The organism is Nocardia mangyaensis (assembly GCF_001886715.1).
Classification (GTDB): domain Bacteria; phylum Actinomycetota; class Actinomycetes; order Mycobacteriales; family Mycobacteriaceae; genus Nocardia; species Nocardia mangyaensis.
This window is the reverse complement of the sequence record NZ_CP018082.1, coordinates 1,730,227-1,746,603: the sequence shown is the minus strand read 5'-3', so window position 1 is coordinate 1,746,603 and position 16,377 is coordinate 1,730,227. Positions and strand designations below refer to the sequence as shown.

Genomic DNA, 16,377 nt, shown 5'->3' with positions numbered 1-16,377 from the left:
TCACACCAGAGCCTGGTGATCAACCGTCCAGGCTTCTACGCGGGCCGGGATGCCTCGGTGAGGCCGGGGCCGGGCTCCGGAACGATGTCGCGGGCGGTGATTTCGGTGTCGCAGGCGTCGCAGGTGAGGTGGACGTGGGCTTCGCCGGTGCACTCTCGGTGGCGGTACTCGACCGGCGGGCCGTCGGGGGCCATGTAGGTGTCGCCCCAATCGCGGATCGCCATGAGGATCGGATAGAGGGCGTGCCCCTTCTCGGTCAGCCGGTACTCCTCGTACGCCCCGTCCTCGACGGGCCGCTTCACCAGGACCCCGTGTTCGATCAACCGATCCAGCCGATCCCCCAGCCGACTCCGCGAAATCCCGAGCGCACCCTGGAACGCGTTGAACCGCCGCACCCCGGCAAAACAGTACTTCAGGATCAGCAACGTCCACCGATCCCCGAAGATCACCAGCGGCCGCGTGATCGAACACGGGACCTCGGCCAGCTCTTCGTAGCGCACCCAGCCATTATGCGCGCAGCCGGGCCGCCGCGGACCTACCTCCCGCGACGACGCAGTTCAGCCGCCTGCGCCCGCATCGCACCCGCGACGAGTTCACGCCCCTCGTGCACGAGATCGACCACCTCACGCGTGGTACTACGCCCGGCATCGCTGAGGATGTCGCCAATGGCGACACCCGTGCGACGCACCGCAAAGGACAACTCGTCGAAGAGTTCCTTCCGATAGCTCATCGAACACCCCCCACCACGACGCCGTCGGTGAACATCTCCCGGCCGAGTTCGGATACACGCATCGACGTAAGGCTCCTTCGGTAACGGCAATTCGCAGCCCAGCTGCCCTTTGAGTGTACGACCGTTCACTGAACAGAAACAACCCTCCCGGTACGCGAAACGGCCGCCGTTGTCTCCTGGCGGGGAGGCAGCGACGGCCGGATCGTAACCAACCAGCTACAACGTCACAGTGGGATGTTCTTGTGGTGGCTCTTGCGGGCCGGGGCCGCGGCGAGGGCCGCGGCGATGATGCTGCGGGTCTTGGCCGGGTCGATGACCTGGTCGACGACGCCGATCGCGACCGCGCGTTCGACACCACCCGCGATCTTCTCGTGTTCGGCGGTCAGGCGCTCGTGCAGGGCTTCGCGCTCGTCGTCGGGGGCCGCGGCCAGTGCCTTCTTGTGCAGGATACCGACGGCGGCCTTGGCGCCCATGACGGCGACCTCGGAACCGGGCCAGGCGTAGACCGCGGTCGCGCCGAGGGCACGGGCGTTCATGGCGATGTAGGCGCCGCCATAGATCTTGCGGGTCACCAGGGTGACGCGCGGGACGCGCGCCTCGGCGAAGGCGTGCAACAGCTTCGCACCGCGACGCACGACGCCCTCGAGCTCCTGGCCGACGCCGGGCAGGTAGCCCGGAACGTCGGTGACCACGACCAGCGGGATGCCGAACGCGTCGCACAGCCGCACGAAACGTGAAGCCTTCTCGGCACTTTCGGAGTTGAGGCAGCCACCCAGACGCAACGGGTTGTTGGCCAGCACGCCGACCGTACGACCGCCGAGACGACCGAGGCCGGTGACCATGCTGCGGGCGTACCCACCCTGCAGTTCCTCGAAAGAGGACTCCCCGTCGACATTGTCGAGCAGTTCGTGCAGGAGCGGCTTCACATCGTAGGCACGCTTGGCCGACTCGGGCAGCAGTGCCTTGAGGTCGACATCGCCGTGCTCGGCCGCGACCAGATCGAACTCGCCCTGCTCGGCGAACATCGAGACCAGGCGACGGGCGCGGTGCAGCGCGTCGGGCTCGTCATCGGCGGCGATGTGGCACACGCCGGACTTCTTGAAGTGTGTGGTGGGACCACCGAGGGTCGCCATGTCGACGTTCTCGCCGGTCACCGAGCGGACCACGTCGGGACCGGTGACGAACACCCGGCCCTCCGGCGCCATGATGACGACATCGGTCAGGGCGGGGCCATAGGCCGCTCCACCCGCGGCGAAGCCGAGGACCACCGAGATCTGCGGGACCAGGCCGGACGCGCGGACCATGGCCTCGAAGACCAGGCCGACCGCGTGCAGCGCCTCGACACCCTCGGCGAGACGGGCACCACCGGAGTGCCACAGGCCGACGACCGGGATGCCGGAATCGATGGCGGTGTCGATCGCGTCGACAATGTGCTTGCAGCCCTCGACACCCATCGCGCCGCCCATGACGGTGGCGTCGGAGCAGTAGGCCACAGTGCGCACACCGTCGACCTCGCCGATGGCAGCGAGTACACCAGAGCGGTCCCGCGGATGCAACGGCAGGATCGTGCCGGGGTCGAAGAATCGCTGGAGGCGACCGAGTGGGTCACGCGGATCGGTCGTCGTGTCTTGAAACGCGGGAGCAATGATTGTCATCGCGTTCACTCCTACCTTCGTTGAGAGTCTCGCCGCGGCGGCGGCTGCGTACGGCGAACCGCCGGTGGGGGTCGAGCCATTCAGTTGGCGCGACCCCCACCGGGGATCGTGAATGCAGTCGATCGGTGCGGCTATGCCCGACCGAAGGCGAGCGCGACGTTGTGCCCACCGAAACCGAAGGAGTTGTTGATCGCGTACTCGATTTCCTGGCGACGGGCTTCCCCGTGCACCACATCGAGGTCGATCTCCGGATCCTGGTTGTCCAGGTTCAGGGTCGGCGGAACGATGCCGTCCCTGATGGACAGCACGGTGAGGATCGACTCGAGGGCACCGACGGCACCGATCGAGTGACCCAGCGCCGACTTCGGCGCGTACACCGAGGCATGCTGCACCCCGGCGTAGTGGATCGCGTTCTTCTCGGCGACGTCGCCGATCGGAGTCGCGGTCGCATGGGCGTTCACGTGCATGATGTCGCGCGGGGACAAACCGGCGGTCTGCATCGCGCGCTGCATGGCGCGTCCCGCACCGGTGCCCTCCGGATCAGGTGCCACCAGGTGGTACCCGTCGGAGGTGATGCCCGCACCCAGCAGGCGTGCGTGGATGGTCGCCCCGCGGGCCTTGGCGTGCTCCTCGGTCTCGATGACCATGAGCGCGCCCGCTTCGCCGAAGACGAAACCATCCCGGTCCTTGTCGAACGGCCGAGACGCGCCCTTGGGGTCATCGTTGCGGGTGCTCGTGGCACGCATCATCGAAAACGCCGCGATCGGCACATCGGAGATGTAGCCCTCGACACCACCGGTGACGACGATGTCGGCGTCACCCATCACGATCATCCGCCACGCGTTGGCGATGGCCTCCGAACCCGACGAGCACGCCGAGACCGGAGTGACCACTCCCGCCCTGGCCTTCAGCTCGAGACCGACGACGGCCGACGGACCGTTCGGCATGACCATCTGAACAGCCAGCGGCGAGATCTTGCGATAGCCACCGTTCTTCAGCTTGTCCACCGAATCGATCAGCGCGTCGCCGCCACCGAGGCCGGTACCGATCGCGACGCCGAGACGGTCGTGATCGACCTCAGGGCTGCCCGCGTTCTTCCACACCTCGCGACCGAGAACGGTCGCCAGGCGCTCGACATACGCCATCCGGCGGATCTCGACCCGGCTCAGCAGCGTGTCGGGGCTGACTTTCAGGTGACCGCCGATGCGCACCGGCAGGTCGTATTCCTCGATGAAGGGATCGTCGAGAACGTCGATTCCGCTCTCACCGTTGAGGAGTCCCTTCCACGTCGCATCGACATCACCCGCGATCGACGTGGTCGCCGCCATGCTGGTGACGACGACGTTGGGGAATTTCCCGTTCAAGGTCGACGGAGCAGGAGTGGTCATGTGTACGCAGCCCTACTCGGCGTCGAACTTGGCCTTGAGCTCCGCGGCGGCGTCGGAGTTCTCCGCCTCGAGCTTCTGGATGTAGGAGACTGCGTCACCCACGGTCTTCAGGCTGGCCAGATCCTCGTCGGGGATCTTGACGCCGTACTTGTCCTCGGTCTGCACAGCGATCTCGACCATGGACAGCGAGTCGATGTCCAGGTCGTCGACGAAGGACTTCTCGATGGTCACCTCGGAGGGTTCGATACCCGTAACCTCTTCGATGATCTTGCCGAGTTCTTCGACGATCTGTTCCTGGGTCAGAGCGGCCACTTTGGTGGCTCCCTTCTTGTTCTCGTTTGTAGGGGTCTGAAACGGACGCGCACTTCGTCGTGCGCGACCGCCGGGGGGAAAGCTAGCCCGAGGTGGTCAGTTCGGCCAACGCGGGGAGGTCTTCCGGCGTCTTCAGGGCGAGCGTGGGCGTGCCCTTCAGTTCGCGCTTGGCGATGCCGACGAGGGTGCCCGCCGGTGGCAGTTCGGCCACGGCCGAGACTCCGGCGGTGCGGATGGTCTCGGTGCACAGGTCCCAGCGCACGGGGCGGGTGACCTGTGCGGCGAGCTTATCGATCGCGTCGGCGCCCGAAGCGACCGGCTTGCCGTCGAAGTTCGACAGCAGCGTCCGGATCGGATCGCTCGGCGAGATCTGGGCGATGGCTCCGGCGACAGCATCCTGTGCCGGGGCCATGAAGGCGGTGTGGAACGCACCGGCGACGGGCAACGCGCGGACCCGTGCCTTCTCCGGCGGGTTCGCGGCGAGCTCCGCCAGAGCTTCCAGGCGGCCCGCTGCCACGATCTGGCCCACCGCGTTGCGGTTGGCCGGGACGAGATCGAGTTCGGCGAGCCGTGCGAGCACGGTGGCTTCGTCGCCACCGAGCACCGCGGACATACCGGTCGGCTCCTCCGCGCACGCCTTGGCCATCTCCCGGCCGCGGATGGCGGCGAGGGCGACGGCCTCGTCGGCGGTGATGACACCGGCGACAGCGGCTGCGGCGAATTCACCGACCGAGTGTCCGGCGACGACTGTATCGGCCGGCAGCGATTCGGGGGCGATTTCGGCGAAGGCGAGCAGGGCGGCGGCGACCACGAGTGGCTGGGTCACCGCGGTGTCGACGATCTCCTCCGCCGTCGCGGTGGTACCGAGACGGACCAGGTCGAGGCCGGCGGCCTTCGACCACAGCTCGAGGCGATCAGTCGCACCGGGGAGTGCGAGCCACGGCGTGAGCATGCCGGGTGTCTGGGACCCCTGTCCAGGGGTGAGCAACGCGATCACTCCCTAAGAGAACACTGTGACCCCCGCCGCAGGAGATGTCGGCGCGAATGAAGCTTTCGGACGCGTTTTGTAGGGGTCCCACAAAATCCGAGGTGGGCTGTCCTGATCGACCGATTCCCCGATCCCGTTACAGGGGGTCGTGACCCATTGGTGTGGGCGGGGTTTCTGTGACAGGGGGTGACGATTCGTTATGCGTTCGTGTCAAACGACCCACTGTGGCCGCGATCCGGAGCACATAAGCGTCTCGAGGATTCATCGGATCACGTCCCGTGATCTCCCCGATTCGTTTGAGTCGGTACCGAACGGTATTTGGATGGACGTACAGCTGACGCGCGCACGTTTCTACTGCTCCACCACAATCCAGATACGCGTCGAGTGTGTCGGATAACGAAGATCCGGCAGCAGCCAACGGGAGCACAAGATACTCGTTCAGCGCCTCTATCGCAGCTCTATCGCCCAGCAGCGCGCGTTCGGGCAGCAATTCCGAGGCGTGAACGGGCCTTGGCGCGGCGCGCCAGCCCACCACGGCCTCCATTCCGGCCAGCGCCTCGATCGCGCTGGCGTGCGCGGCCCCGAGAGTCCGCATGGTCGGGCCGATCACCACCGGCCCGTCGGAGAACACGTCACTGAGCAGATCCACCAGGAACGGCGAGCCGATCCCGGCGTCACCGAGGTTCCCGCTGACCACCATCACCAGCCGAGCGCCCTGCACCACCGCCAGCGCGGCCCGGCCGTGCCTGGTCGCGATGGTGTGCACCGCGCCGACGGTCGAGACGCCCTGATCCAGCGGCGGGGTACCGACCAGCACGGTGGCGGGCGCAGTGGCGTCCCAGTTCAACGTGGCGGCCCGGGAAAGCATGTCCGGGCCCGTGTCACCGCGGACCACCGCGTCGACCACCAGGGCCTCCAGGCGGGTATCCCAGGCGCCCCGCGACTCGGCGGCACTGGCGTACACCGAGGCGGCCGCGAAACCGAGCTCACGCCCGTATCGCAGCACCGCCTCGGTGAGCGCGACCAGCTGCCGATCGTTGCGGGCGAGGGCGGGCAGCCACTGTTCGAAGAAGTCCATGGCCACCCGCACCATGTCCACGGTCTGGCGCAGCGTGAGCCGCCGCGCCAGATCCTGCGGAATCACCTGGAACGCGTCCAGGCTGAATCGGATGTCGGAGTCGGGATCCTGCAACCACTCCAGGAAGTTCACGACCGCCGTCTGCACCAGCATCTGCACGCCCGCGCGCTGCGCGGCGTCCAGGTCGGCGAAGAACGGCAGCCGATCCTGCATGGATCCCACCGCCTCGGTGGACAGTCGGCCCGAGAACTGCTTGACCCGCTTGAGCAGCGTGTCGGGCAGCGGATCACGAGTCTGCCGGTTCGGGGACAGTGCCCCCGTCGGCAGGTATACCTCGTGCTCGCTGGTGCCCTCGGTGATCCGACGGGGCCGCGGCGGTTTGCGCTCCACAGTCCAATAGTCCGCTACGCGAGTTCCTCGCCCGCGTCCGCACTCGGCTTCGGCGCGGCGGCGACATCGTCGATGCCGTACTTCGCCGCCGCTTCCACCGCCTTGGCCTTGTCGAACGAGCCCTCCTTCACCAGGCCCTCCAGCACCGCGACCACGATCGACTGCGCGTCGACGTTGAACACCCGGCGCGCGGCCGGGCGGGTGTCGGAGAAGCCGAACCCGTCGGTACCCAAGGTGGTGTAGTCACCGGGCACCCACTGACGGATCTGATCGGCGACCGCGCGCATCCAGTCGGTGGCGGCCACGACCGGGCCCCGCGTCGGCGCGAGCGCCTGGGTGACGTAGGGAACGCCGGGATCGGTGTCGGGGTGCTTGAGCGCCGCGATCTCCTTGTCCAGCGCCTCACGGCGCAGTTCGCCGAAGGAGGTCACCGACCACACATCCGCCGCGACACCCCACTCCCGCGCCAGCAGTTCCTGTGCGCGCAGGCCGTCGGGCACGGTCACGCCCGAGACGAGGATCTGCGCGCGGACATCGCCCTCACCACCGGGCTGATAGAGGTAGAGACCCTTGAGCAGCCCGGCCACATCGAGATCGTCGGGCTCGGCCGGCTGCTGGTAGGGCTCGTTGTACAGGGTGATGTAGTAGAAGATGTTCTCCCCGGCGAAGGCACCGCTCTCCGGCGGATTCGTGCCGGGCAGCGGAGTCTTCTCCGGCGTGCCACCGCCATACATCCGGCGCAGACCGTCGCGCACGATGTGGGCGATCTCGAAGGAGAACGCCGGATCGTAGGTCACCACCGCGGGATTGGTGGAGGCGAGCAGCAGCGACTGGCCGTCGTTGTGCTGCAGTCCCTCACCGGTGAGCGTGGTGCGCCCGGCCGTGGCGCCGAGGACGAACCCGCGGGCCAGCTGGTCGGCCGCGGCCCAGAAGCTGTCGCCGGTGCGCTGGAACCCGAACATCGAATAGAAGATGTAGAGCGGGATCATCGGCTCGCCATGGGTGGCGTAGGAGGTGCCCACCGCGGTGAACGACGCCGTCGAACCCGCCTCGTTGATGCCCTCGTGCAGGATCTGCCCGGCGGTGCTCTCCTTGTAGGCGAGCATGAGTTCGGCGTCGACCGAGGTGTAGAGCTGGCCGTTGCGGTTGTAGATCTTCAGCGTCGGGAACCACGAGTCCATGCCGAAGGTGCGCGCCTCGTCCGGGATGATCGGCACGATCCGCTTGCCGATCTCCTTGTCGCGCAACAGTTCCTTGACCAGGCGCACCAGCGCCATGGTGGTGGCGACCTTCTGCTTGCCCGAACCCTTGCGGACCGAGCGGTAGGCCTCGTCGCCGGGCAGCGTCAACGGCTTCGGTGTCGTACGCCGTTCCGGGATGAACCCGCCGAGCGACTCACGCCTGCTCAGCATGTACTGAATCGCCGGATTGTCCATGCCCGGGTGGTAGTACGGCGGCAGGTACGGATCCTTCTCCAGCTCGGCATCGGTGATCGGGATGCGCTGCAGATCGCGGAAGTCCTTGAGGTCCTGCAGCGCCAGCTTCTTCATCTGGTGGGTGGCGTTGCGGCCCTCGAAGTGCTTGCCGAGGGTGTAGCCCTTGATCGTCTTGGCCAGGATCACCGTCGGCTGGCCCTTGTGCGCCATCGCCGCGGCGTAGGCCGCGTAGACCTTGCGGTAGTCGTGGCCGCCGCGCTTGAGATTCCAGATCTCGCTGTCGGACATGTTCTGCACCAGTGCCTTGGTGCGCGGGTCACGGCCGAAGAAGTGGTCGCGCACGTAGGCGCCGTCGTTGGCCTTGTAGGTCTGGAAGTCGCCGTCGGGAGTGGTGTTCATCAGGTTCACCAGCGCGCCGTCGCGGTCGGCGCCCAGCAGCGCGTCCCACTCGCGACCCCAGACCACCTTGATGACATTCCAGCCCGCGCCGCGGAAGAACGACTCCAGTTCCTGGATGATCTTGCCGTTGCCGCGCACCGGGCCGTCGAGCCGCTGCAGGTTGCAGTTGATCACGAAGGTCAGGTTGTCGAGCGCCTCGTTGGCCGCCACCTGGATCAGGCCGCGCGATTCGGGCTCGTCCATCTCGCCGTCGCCGAGGAAGGCCCAGACGTGCTCGTCGGAGGTGTCCTTGATGCCGCGGTCGTTGAGATAGTGATTGAACCGCGCCTGGTAGATCGCGTTCATCGGGCCCAGGCCCATCGACACCGTGGGGAACTCCCAGAAGTCGGGCATCAACCGCGGGTGCGGATAGGACGGCAGGCCCTTGCCGAGCCCGCCGTGGCTGTATTCCTGGCGGAAGCCGTCGAGCCGATCGGCGCTGAGGCGGCCTTCGAGGAAGGCGCGGGCGTAGATGCCGGGCGAGGCGTGGCCCTGGATGAAGATGTGGTCGCCGCCGCCGGGATGGTCCTTGCCACGGAAGAAGTGGTTGAAGCCCACCTCGTAGAGCGCCGCCGAGGACGCGTAGGTCGAGATGTGGCCGCCCACGCCGATTCCGGGGCGCTGCGCGCGGTGCACCATGATCGCGGCGTTCCACCGGATCCAGGCGCGGTAGCGGCGCTCGACTTCCTCGTCACCGGGGAACCAGGGTTCGTTCTCGGTGGGAATGGTGTTGACGTAGTCGGTGGAGGTGAGCGCCGGAATCGAGACGCGGCGTTCGCCCGCGCGCTCGAGCAGGCGCAACATCAGGTAGCGAGCGCGGCCCGGACCTTCACGGTCGAGCATGTCGTCGAAGGATTCCAGCCACTCGCTGGTCTCTTCGGGGTCGATGTCGGGTAGATACGACGCCACTCCTTCGCGGATCACCCGCACGCGTTCACCGGTGGCTCTGGTGGGTTGTTCACCGCCTGTGGCGGATGCTGTGACAGCGGGATCATTCGCGGAATTCGCTGAAGCTGCAGAGTGGATCAGGTCGGTCAAATCTGCTCCTCGTACTGGGGGCTTGAACTGCTGATGGCGTCGCTATCCCCGGGCCTGCCCGCTTGGTGTGCGGACCACCCGTTACGAAAGGTTCGGGCGCACCCCCCATCCTTGCCGAAAGGGCCGCCCAGGTCATCATGTCAGCAGCAAATCCATTAGGTTCTGCGGGGGAAAACGTGAGTGTGTACCGGTGAGTGAGAGGGAACGCGGAACGATGAGGCTGCTGGACGCGCGTCGGCTCGGACTGGCCTGTGCCGTCGTCGCGGTGACCTCTGGTCTGGTCGTCGCCGGCTGTGCCACCCAGATCCCCGGAACCCCGACCACCGACGCCGCCGAAGTCGCCGCCTACCAGACCGAGGCCGCGGCGTCGTCCTCGGCGGCGGCGGCCTCGCGGGCAGCCGCCGCCGAGGCCAAGGCGATCAGCGACAACTGCACCCAGTTCCCGACCACCACGGGCGCGGGCGTCACCGCCTACAACGAATTCGTCTCCGCGCACGACAGCAACGCCGGCGACTACGCCGACAAGCGCGAGGCCGCGGCCACCACCCTCGACAACGCGGCGACCAAGGTCGAGAGCGGCGTCACGGCCGCCGCGGGCGCGCTACCGGCCGAGCTGGCCGGCAAGTTCACCGACTACGTCATGGCCGCGCGCGCGCTGTCGGCCGAGACCAGGAAGATGACCTACAGCTCACCGGTCGGTCGGCTCAACGAGGCCAGCCGCACCATTAATCAGGCCCGTACCGCGGTACAAGAGGCCTGCCCAGGCCGCTGAATTCGCCCTGCCGACACGCGGCGTACGGTCCCAATTCATCCGATCGGCTTGCGTTGCGGGCGATAACCATGTTCGCTTGCACCTATCTTACTGTCGGCAGTTTAGGGAGGACACCACCGTGGTCGCCGCGGCGGACGCGCAGAACTACGCTCAGAAGCTTGGCATTTCTCACGGCTTGGTTGTTCAGGAATTGGGCTGGGACGAGGACACCGACGACGCATTGCGCGCCGAGATCGAGGAGGTCAGCGGCGGCGAGATGGTCGACGAAGACTCCGACGAGGTCGTCGACGCCGTCCTGCTCTGGTGGCGAGAAGGAGACGGCGATCTGGCCGACGAGCTGATGGATGCCATCAGCCCGCTGGCCGACGAAGGCTTCATCTGGGTCCTCACCCCCAAGACCGGGCACCCAGGCCATGTCGATCCGAGCGAGATCGCCGAAGCCGCACCCACGGCCGGCCTGACCCAGACATCCACTATCAGCCTCGGGGCCTGGACGGGCAGTCGCCTCGTGCAGCCGAAGGCACCGTCGAAGCAGCGCTGACTCTTCGGTTCGCTAAGGTCTCAGCTGGGCGAGAACGCTCGGCTGAGACCCGACACGACGACAGGATCCCCAGTATGCCGCTAGAGGTTGGCACTCTCGCGCCGGACTTCACGCTCAAGGACCAGAACAACCAGCCCGTCACCCTGTCGGATTACCGCGGCAAGAAGAACGTGCTCCTGGTGTTCTACCCGCTCGCCTTCACCGGCATCTGTCAGGGCGAACTGTGCAAGGTCCGCGACGAGTTGCCCAAGTTCCAGAACGACGACGCCGAGATCATCGCGATCTCCGTCGGTCCCCCGCCCACCCACAAGATCTGGGCCGCAGAGCAGGGCTACCTGTTCCCGTTGCTGTCGGACTTCTGGCCGCACGGCGCCGTCACCCAGTCCTACGACGTCTTCAACGAGAAGTCCGGTTATCCCAACCGCGGCACCTTCGTCGTCGACAAGTCCGGATACATCACTTTCGCCGAGATGAACGAGCCCGGAGAGGCCCGTGACCAGGCGGCTTGGGAGAAAGCGCTCGCCGCGCTAGATTCATAAACCGTCACCGCCGGTTCTCCCCGGCGGTGCCAGGGCGTATAGCTCAGCGGTAGAGCACTGGTTTTACACACCAGCGGTCGGGGGTTCGATCCCCTCTGCGCCCACCATAAGTGCCGTACTCGAATCACCGACCGACAAAACGTCGGCAAGGGATGGTTCGGGCGGGACAGTAGAAGAAGATTCAGCATCCGTACGGGTAGGAGCCTCCGCATAGCGGGGGCTCTTGTCGTATCCGGAGTCTTGGCTGTGTGTGGCTCGCTGAGCGTTGGCGTCGGGTTGCGTGCCCTGCTGGCTGGTTGTGCCGTCTATCCGGCCGTGGGCGGCGCGTGAGACCGCAGTGATGCCCCGCCCGGCTGTTCGGCGTTGGTGAATCCGGTTGGCCTCGTGCAGTTCCGCGAACAGTGGCGTCTTGTCATCGGCCGGAACGACGGTGTTGGTGGTCTCATCGAGGTAAAAGCGCTCGAAGAAGGTTTGGTTGAGCAGGCGGCGGATGTTGTCGGCACCACTCTGGTACATCGCGTATGGGTTCACCAGAAGGTCGAGGCTGCGGCGCAGGACATCAGCCCCGGCGGCGAGTTCGGCGCTGGCGTCAGCCAATCCGAGCTTGAGGCGGTCTTTTTGGATGGTGATATCGCGAAGTTTGGCGCGGATCTTGTCGCCGGGCAGGGTGCCGTCGGCGAGGGCATCAACGAGCCGGTTTTCCTGCGTATCAAGATCGCGGATACGCCGAGCCAGACTGGCGTGGAGTTCCTTGGTGGCGGCGTGTTCGTTGCTCAGGGTGTGATTTAGGACACGGCGCACGTCGGTGATAAACCCGGTCGGCAGCGCGAAGCTGCGGTAGTGCTCGACTATCGCGCCTTCGACATCCTCGATCCGAAGGTGCGGCAGATCGCACAAGCCCTCTTGACGACCCCGGCACACGAAGTAGCCGTACTTCTTGCCTGCCCTGCCGGTGGGCTGGGTGAAGATCAGGCGCGAGGTGCGGCCCTGGGTGTGGCAACGCTGACAGAAGATGCCGCCTTTGAGGTAGTGCTGGTGGACGCGGTCGCGTTGGCCTCTGGCGCTTCTGAGGTCACGGACTTCCTGGACTTTCTGGAACAGTTCTTCATCGACGAGGGGTTCGTGGTTGCCGGGATAGATGTCGCCCTTGTAGATGACGTACCCCAGGTAGTACGGGTCACCGAGCATCTGGTCCAGCTTGTTGGCGGACACGGGATGGATATGGGGGTTGCGGGCGGCCGGGCGGGCGGTCAGGCCGAGGTCGGCCATGGTGGCTTCGAGGCGTTCGATGCTGTACTCGCCAGTGGCGTACAGTTCCCAGGCTTTATGCACAAGGGTGGCGCGCTCGGGATCGAGGGTGACGGTGGCGATCTTCTTGCCGCCGATGTCGGTTTTGGTGTTGAGGTAGCCGAGTTTGGCGCGGCCGATGGTGCCGCCGTGGGTGGCTTTGTAGGCCATCTTGGCGGCGACGTCGAGGCCGTTCATGGTGTTCATGAGGCCGTTCATGACATCAAGCATGCCCTCCATCGCGGTGGCGGCGGGGCCTTCGCCGAAGTCATCTTTGACGGTGATCAGGCGGATGCCGAACTTCTGGAGCTGAGCGATGTGGATGGCGGCGTCAAAATGATTTCGGAAGGCGCGCGCCCGGTTGTAGGTGATGACGTACTTGATGCCGGGATGGGCGTGGATGTAGGCGAGCATCTGCTTGAACGCCGGTCGGTGCTCGACGTCCTTGGCGGAGACGCCGCCCTCGATGAACGGTGGATGTACCAGTTCGCCGCCGACGGCGTTGACCTTGGTGACGCATTCATCCTGCTGGGTGGCGATGGACAGCCCGTTGGGGTCGATGTCGAGGGCAGTGTCGAGCTGCCCTTTCGTGGACACTCGGAGGTAGATCAGCGTCGGTGCTGACGGAGCGAGCAGCGGAGTGGCTCCGAACTCGGTTTCCAGGGAACCGGGCTCTCCCCTGTTCGCGCGACCGTGCCTGGCTGTGACCAGATCCTGAATGTATGCCGGAATGTTGCGAGCGTTGCTCTCGTCCATAAGCTGCCTCCTTTGCTGTGACTACAGTGACGTGGCCACCAGCAACGAGGGGTCAGGATCTTGTTGCCCGTAAACAGCACGAGGGACGCCATAAATGGCGCCCCTCGTGGATGCGGGATATAAGATCGCTAACGTCTCAAATGCGTGGTCGCCATAAGTTAACTGTACCTCGAAAAGTGGCTATTATCAAGGGAATTCAGGGTTTCGGCCACAGTTCGGCGGATCTTCGCGGGCTGGAAGTTCACTCGGTTTGACCGACCCGCGAGACCACCGATCCATCCTCGCCGCCCGCATCATGTCCATCGAAAGCCGCACCAGCAGAACGACGCTTGCGCTGGGTATCATCGCCAGATACGCCGCTGCCACACGCCACCCCCAGCGACCGGTTGACGCGAGGACAAATTAACTTGTCGCGGGCAGGAGAAACGAAGCATGACACCTCGGCACCATCTCATCCCAGAGGCTTACCTACGGCACTTCGCCAAAGCCAAACCAGGCAAGAAGTACCCAGTTGTAGCACTGGTGGATCGAGATGATTCGAGCCGAATAATCCCTAAATCGGTCGATAAGGCGTGCACTGAAGTTGGCTTCTATCGAATCGAAACCGATGATCTGGCACGCGAGAAAGACCGTCAGGGGCACGACCCAGAACTGGTTGAAAACCATCTCAGCCACTTTGAAGGCGAAGGCTTGAAAGTGATCGATAAGTTCACGCGGGAACTCAGCCTCGCCTCCATGACACAGGAGGACTGGTACCACCTGATCAACTTCGTCGCTTTGCAGACGGTACGCGGGCACCGATGGCGTGAAGACCTGAACGCTCTCGCGACCCACAGCGCGCGACAATATCTGCGGGAGACCGTTTCCGATGATGAGATCCGAGACTGGCTGGTCGAGCGCGGCCAGCGACCTACCCATGCAAGCGTACTGGCGTACCGACGTGAGATGACCGGCGATGACGGACCTCGCTTGTTCGCACCCCAAGCAGTGTTGGTTCAGGAAAGCATCCGGATGGCATTTACGCAGATCAATGAGAGGCTCGCCGACTGCATGGCATGGAGCCTGATCGTCGGACGCCCAGGCTCGGTTCTCACCAGCGACGAACCTATTGTGTGGTGGAGCCCAGGCGACGATCCCGTGGGATTCGGATCAGCGCGGGTGATGTGGTTTCCGCTTAGCGACCGTGTGATCCTACAAATTCGTGACACCACGGCAGACCCGGAAAAGCTCGGCCTGCCAAACTCGGCAACACAGGAAGACCGGGACTCGCTCATCCGGTTCATCAACCGGGAAGTCGCCGGCCAGGCCACACGCTGGATCGTCCATCATCCCGATGCTCAACCTCTCGACGGAATAGACTTACCTGCCCGCACAGAGTGGCGGACCCAACTTGTCGATCAGAGCGTGGACGGCAACGTAGTGCGCGAGCAGTACGTTTTCCGCCGCCTGCCCCGCCATGGGATGAATCCGGCCACCAGCGGTGACCAATCGAACCGTACCGAGACCGAGCGACAGAAGCCGAACGGCGCCAACGCAAGCGCCGTCACAGAGGGCGGCTAGAGTATAAGTCAGCCAGCGCGATCGTGACGAGACGGCAGCTCCCGACGGGAGACAACAGCCCCCGAAGGGACTCGTAGCCTGCGTTGCAAAGGACCGTCCCGAGGGGGATTTCGATTCATGATCCGGCGCTATTTTGCACAGGCACGCCACCTCCGATTCTGGAAACAGTTCGGTCAGAGAGTATTTGCCGCTGTTGGCTTGATGGCTGTCAGCCTCGGGCTGTGGGCACTGTTCTATCCGGACCTGTTTAAGAAGAAGTGGTGGGTCGTCGCCGTAGTGGCTGTCGTCGCGCTCACGTGGGCACTCGTGGTGGAGCGGCCACGGCTCCCACAGAAGCGCTATTCGTCCAATGCGACCATCCGCCTCGTCGTAGGCGACCTGTTCGACCAGACCGACGGCAGTCTCCTCATCGGGATGACCTCAACGTTCGACACATCTGTTACTGGCGGAATAATTGCGCCAAACAGCGTTCAAGCGCACTTTCTCAACAGGATCTACGCCGGTTCAGAAGTACGACTAGACATGGCGCTCGACTCCGCACTGTCGGGAATAGCGCCCGCCGCAAACAGTCCGATAAACAAACCCGGCAAGCAGGTCGTGTACCCGATCGGGACGGTGGCAACCCTGTCGGCAACCAACGCACAGAAATACTTCTGTGTCGCATACACCGACATGGATGTTCACAACGTTGCACAAGGCTCAATACGCGGAGTATTGGACAGCCTCGACGCCGTATGGGACGCGTGCGACCGCCACAGCAACGGTGCGCCCGTTTGTGTACCACTGATTGGACAAGGCCAGTCACGGATATCCGAGCTCACCGGTGAAGTCTCGGCACGATTGATCGCCTTCTCGTTCGTACTGAGGACGAGAAGGCATAGGTTCTCCAGAGAGCTGCGTATCGTCGTCACCCAAACTACCGCCGATAACATCAATATGGCGGAGTTCCAAGCATTTCTCACCTCATTGGAGCAGTGATGACTGAGTCGAACCTCTCGCTACCCGAAGTAACCCGGTGCGCATTCTGCGACTACCTAAGTGGCCGACGTCCATTCACCATTCTCTGTCGCTCAGACCGTGTCGCAGCGCTTGTAACCCGCGAGCAGCGAGGAGTTGGCCACATCATCGTGGTACCTGTCCGCCACGCCCCCACGCTTCTAGACCTGAGCGAGGACGAACGACACGCAATCATTGACACCGTCGCCTTGGTCGCCAAAGCAATCGACGAAGCGTTCGAGCGTCCCGGCATTGCTGTGTGGCAGAACAACGGCACGGCTGCTCACCAAACGATTCCACACGTTCACTTCCACGTTGCCGGAACCCTCCCCGATGGTGGCACCGAGTTCGGGGAGGTCCCGGAGCTAACGATCGACGAGACTGATCGGATCGCCGCCAAGATCCGTGCAGGCTCGGATCACCTGTGCTGATATCACCGCCACGATTGGCGACCTGCAGCTCGACACATCACC

At 64.8% G+C, this 16,377-nt stretch carries 15 protein-coding genes, 1 tRNA gene and 1 pseudogene; 8 read left to right on the top strand and 9 right to left on the bottom strand.

From position 1 onward, the window contains the following. Window positions 1-35: 35 nt before the first annotated feature. The 8 genes from BOX37_RS07955 to aceE form a co-directional block, all read right to left on the bottom strand. Window positions 36-500, bottom strand: a complete 465-nt coding sequence (locus BOX37_RS07955; protein ID WP_071927080.1) for a winged helix-turn-helix transcriptional regulator — start codon at window positions 498-500, stop codon at window positions 36-38. A 35-nt stretch (window positions 501-535) separates the two neighbouring features. After that, the gene (locus BOX37_RS07950) at window positions 536-730 is read right to left on the bottom strand and encodes a hypothetical protein (RefSeq protein WP_071927079.1); all 195 of its coding nucleotides are present in this window, start codon (window positions 728-730) and stop codon (window positions 536-538) included. Window positions 731-954: 224 nt separating this feature from the next. Continuing rightward, entirely contained in the window at window positions 955-2,385 is a 1,431-nt protein-coding gene (locus BOX37_RS07945) for an acyl-CoA carboxylase subunit beta (RefSeq protein ID WP_071927078.1), read from the bottom strand. 131 nt (window positions 2,386-2,516) lie between these two features. Next, the gene (locus tag BOX37_RS07940; protein WP_071927077.1) at window positions 2,517-3,773 is read right to left on the bottom strand and encodes a KasA/KasB family beta-ketoacyl-ACP synthase; all 1,257 of its coding nucleotides are present in this window, start codon (window positions 3,771-3,773) and stop codon (window positions 2,517-2,519) included. Between the two features lie 12 nt (window positions 3,774-3,785). Then, the gene (gene acpM / locus BOX37_RS07935; RefSeq protein ID WP_019046010.1) at window positions 3,786-4,085 is read right to left on the bottom strand and encodes a meromycolate extension acyl carrier protein AcpM; all 300 of its coding nucleotides are present in this window, start codon (window positions 4,083-4,085) and stop codon (window positions 3,786-3,788) included. Between the two features lie 82 nt (window positions 4,086-4,167). Continuing rightward, window positions 4,168-5,082, bottom strand: coding sequence for an ACP S-malonyltransferase (locus tag BOX37_RS07930; RefSeq protein WP_071927076.1), 915 nt, complete (start codon window positions 5,080-5,082; stop codon window positions 4,168-4,170). Between the two features lie 127 nt (window positions 5,083-5,209). Beyond that, window positions 5,210-6,511 carry a PucR family transcriptional regulator gene (locus BOX37_RS07925; protein WP_206045868.1) on the bottom strand — a complete coding sequence of 434 codons (1,302 nt, stop codon included), beginning with the start codon at window positions 6,509-6,511 and terminating at the stop codon, window positions 5,210-5,212. A gap of 44 nt (window positions 6,512-6,555) precedes the next feature. Next, window positions 6,556-9,339: a pyruvate dehydrogenase (acetyl-transferring), homodimeric type gene (gene aceE / locus BOX37_RS07920; protein WP_420811592.1), complete on the bottom strand. Its 2,784-nt coding sequence runs from the start codon at window positions 9,337-9,339 to the stop codon at window positions 6,556-6,558. A 328-nt stretch (window positions 9,340-9,667) separates the two neighbouring features. On the opposite strand from aceE, the gene BOX37_RS07915 reads away from it, so the two are divergent. From BOX37_RS07915 to BOX37_RS33805, 5 genes are all read left to right on the top strand, one after another. Next, window positions 9,668-10,225: a hypothetical protein gene (locus BOX37_RS07915; protein WP_071927073.1), complete on the top strand. Its 558-nt coding sequence runs from the start codon at window positions 9,668-9,670 to the stop codon at window positions 10,223-10,225. A gap of 118 nt (window positions 10,226-10,343) precedes the next feature. Next, the gene (locus tag BOX37_RS07910; RefSeq protein WP_071927072.1) at window positions 10,344-10,766 is read left to right on the top strand and encodes a DUF3052 domain-containing protein; all 423 of its coding nucleotides are present in this window, start codon (window positions 10,344-10,346) and stop codon (window positions 10,764-10,766) included. Between the two features lie 74 nt (window positions 10,767-10,840). Then, window positions 10,841-11,305 carry a peroxiredoxin gene (locus BOX37_RS07905; RefSeq protein WP_071927071.1) on the top strand — a complete coding sequence of 155 codons (465 nt, stop codon included), beginning with the start codon at window positions 10,841-10,843 and terminating at the stop codon, window positions 11,303-11,305. A gap of 32 nt (window positions 11,306-11,337) precedes the next feature. Continuing rightward, window positions 11,338-11,412 (top strand) — tRNA-Val (locus BOX37_RS07900). 277 nt (window positions 11,413-11,689) lie between these two features. Continuing rightward, window positions 11,690-12,094, top strand: a complete 405-nt coding sequence (locus tag BOX37_RS33805; RefSeq protein ID WP_156910323.1) for a hypothetical protein — start codon at window positions 11,690-11,692, stop codon at window positions 12,092-12,094. A gap of 342 nt (window positions 12,095-12,436) precedes the next feature. Here the strand turns inward: BOX37_RS33805 and BOX37_RS36075 are convergent. Further along, window positions 12,437-13,348: pseudogene (locus BOX37_RS36075) on the bottom strand (recombinase family protein); the annotation flags it as partial. A gap of 432 nt (window positions 13,349-13,780) precedes the next feature. Here BOX37_RS36075 and BOX37_RS07890 point away from each other — a divergent pair. From BOX37_RS07890 to BOX37_RS07880, 3 genes are all read left to right on the top strand, one after another. Beyond that, window positions 13,781-14,908 (top strand): DUF4238 domain-containing protein, encoded by a 1,128-nt coding sequence (locus BOX37_RS07890; protein WP_071927070.1) that lies wholly within the window; start codon window positions 13,781-13,783, stop codon window positions 14,906-14,908. 117 nt (window positions 14,909-15,025) lie between these two features. After that, window positions 15,026-15,886, top strand: coding sequence for a macro domain-containing protein (locus BOX37_RS07885; protein WP_071927069.1), 861 nt, complete (start codon window positions 15,026-15,028; stop codon window positions 15,884-15,886). Beyond that, a complete protein-coding gene (locus BOX37_RS07880) occupies window positions 15,886-16,335 on the top strand; it encodes an HIT family protein (protein ID WP_071931276.1) in 450 nt (149 codons plus the stop codon). Before BOX37_RS07885 ends, BOX37_RS07880 begins: the two co-directional genes overlap by 1 nt. The last annotated feature ends 42 nt before the right edge of the window (window positions 16,336-16,377 follow it).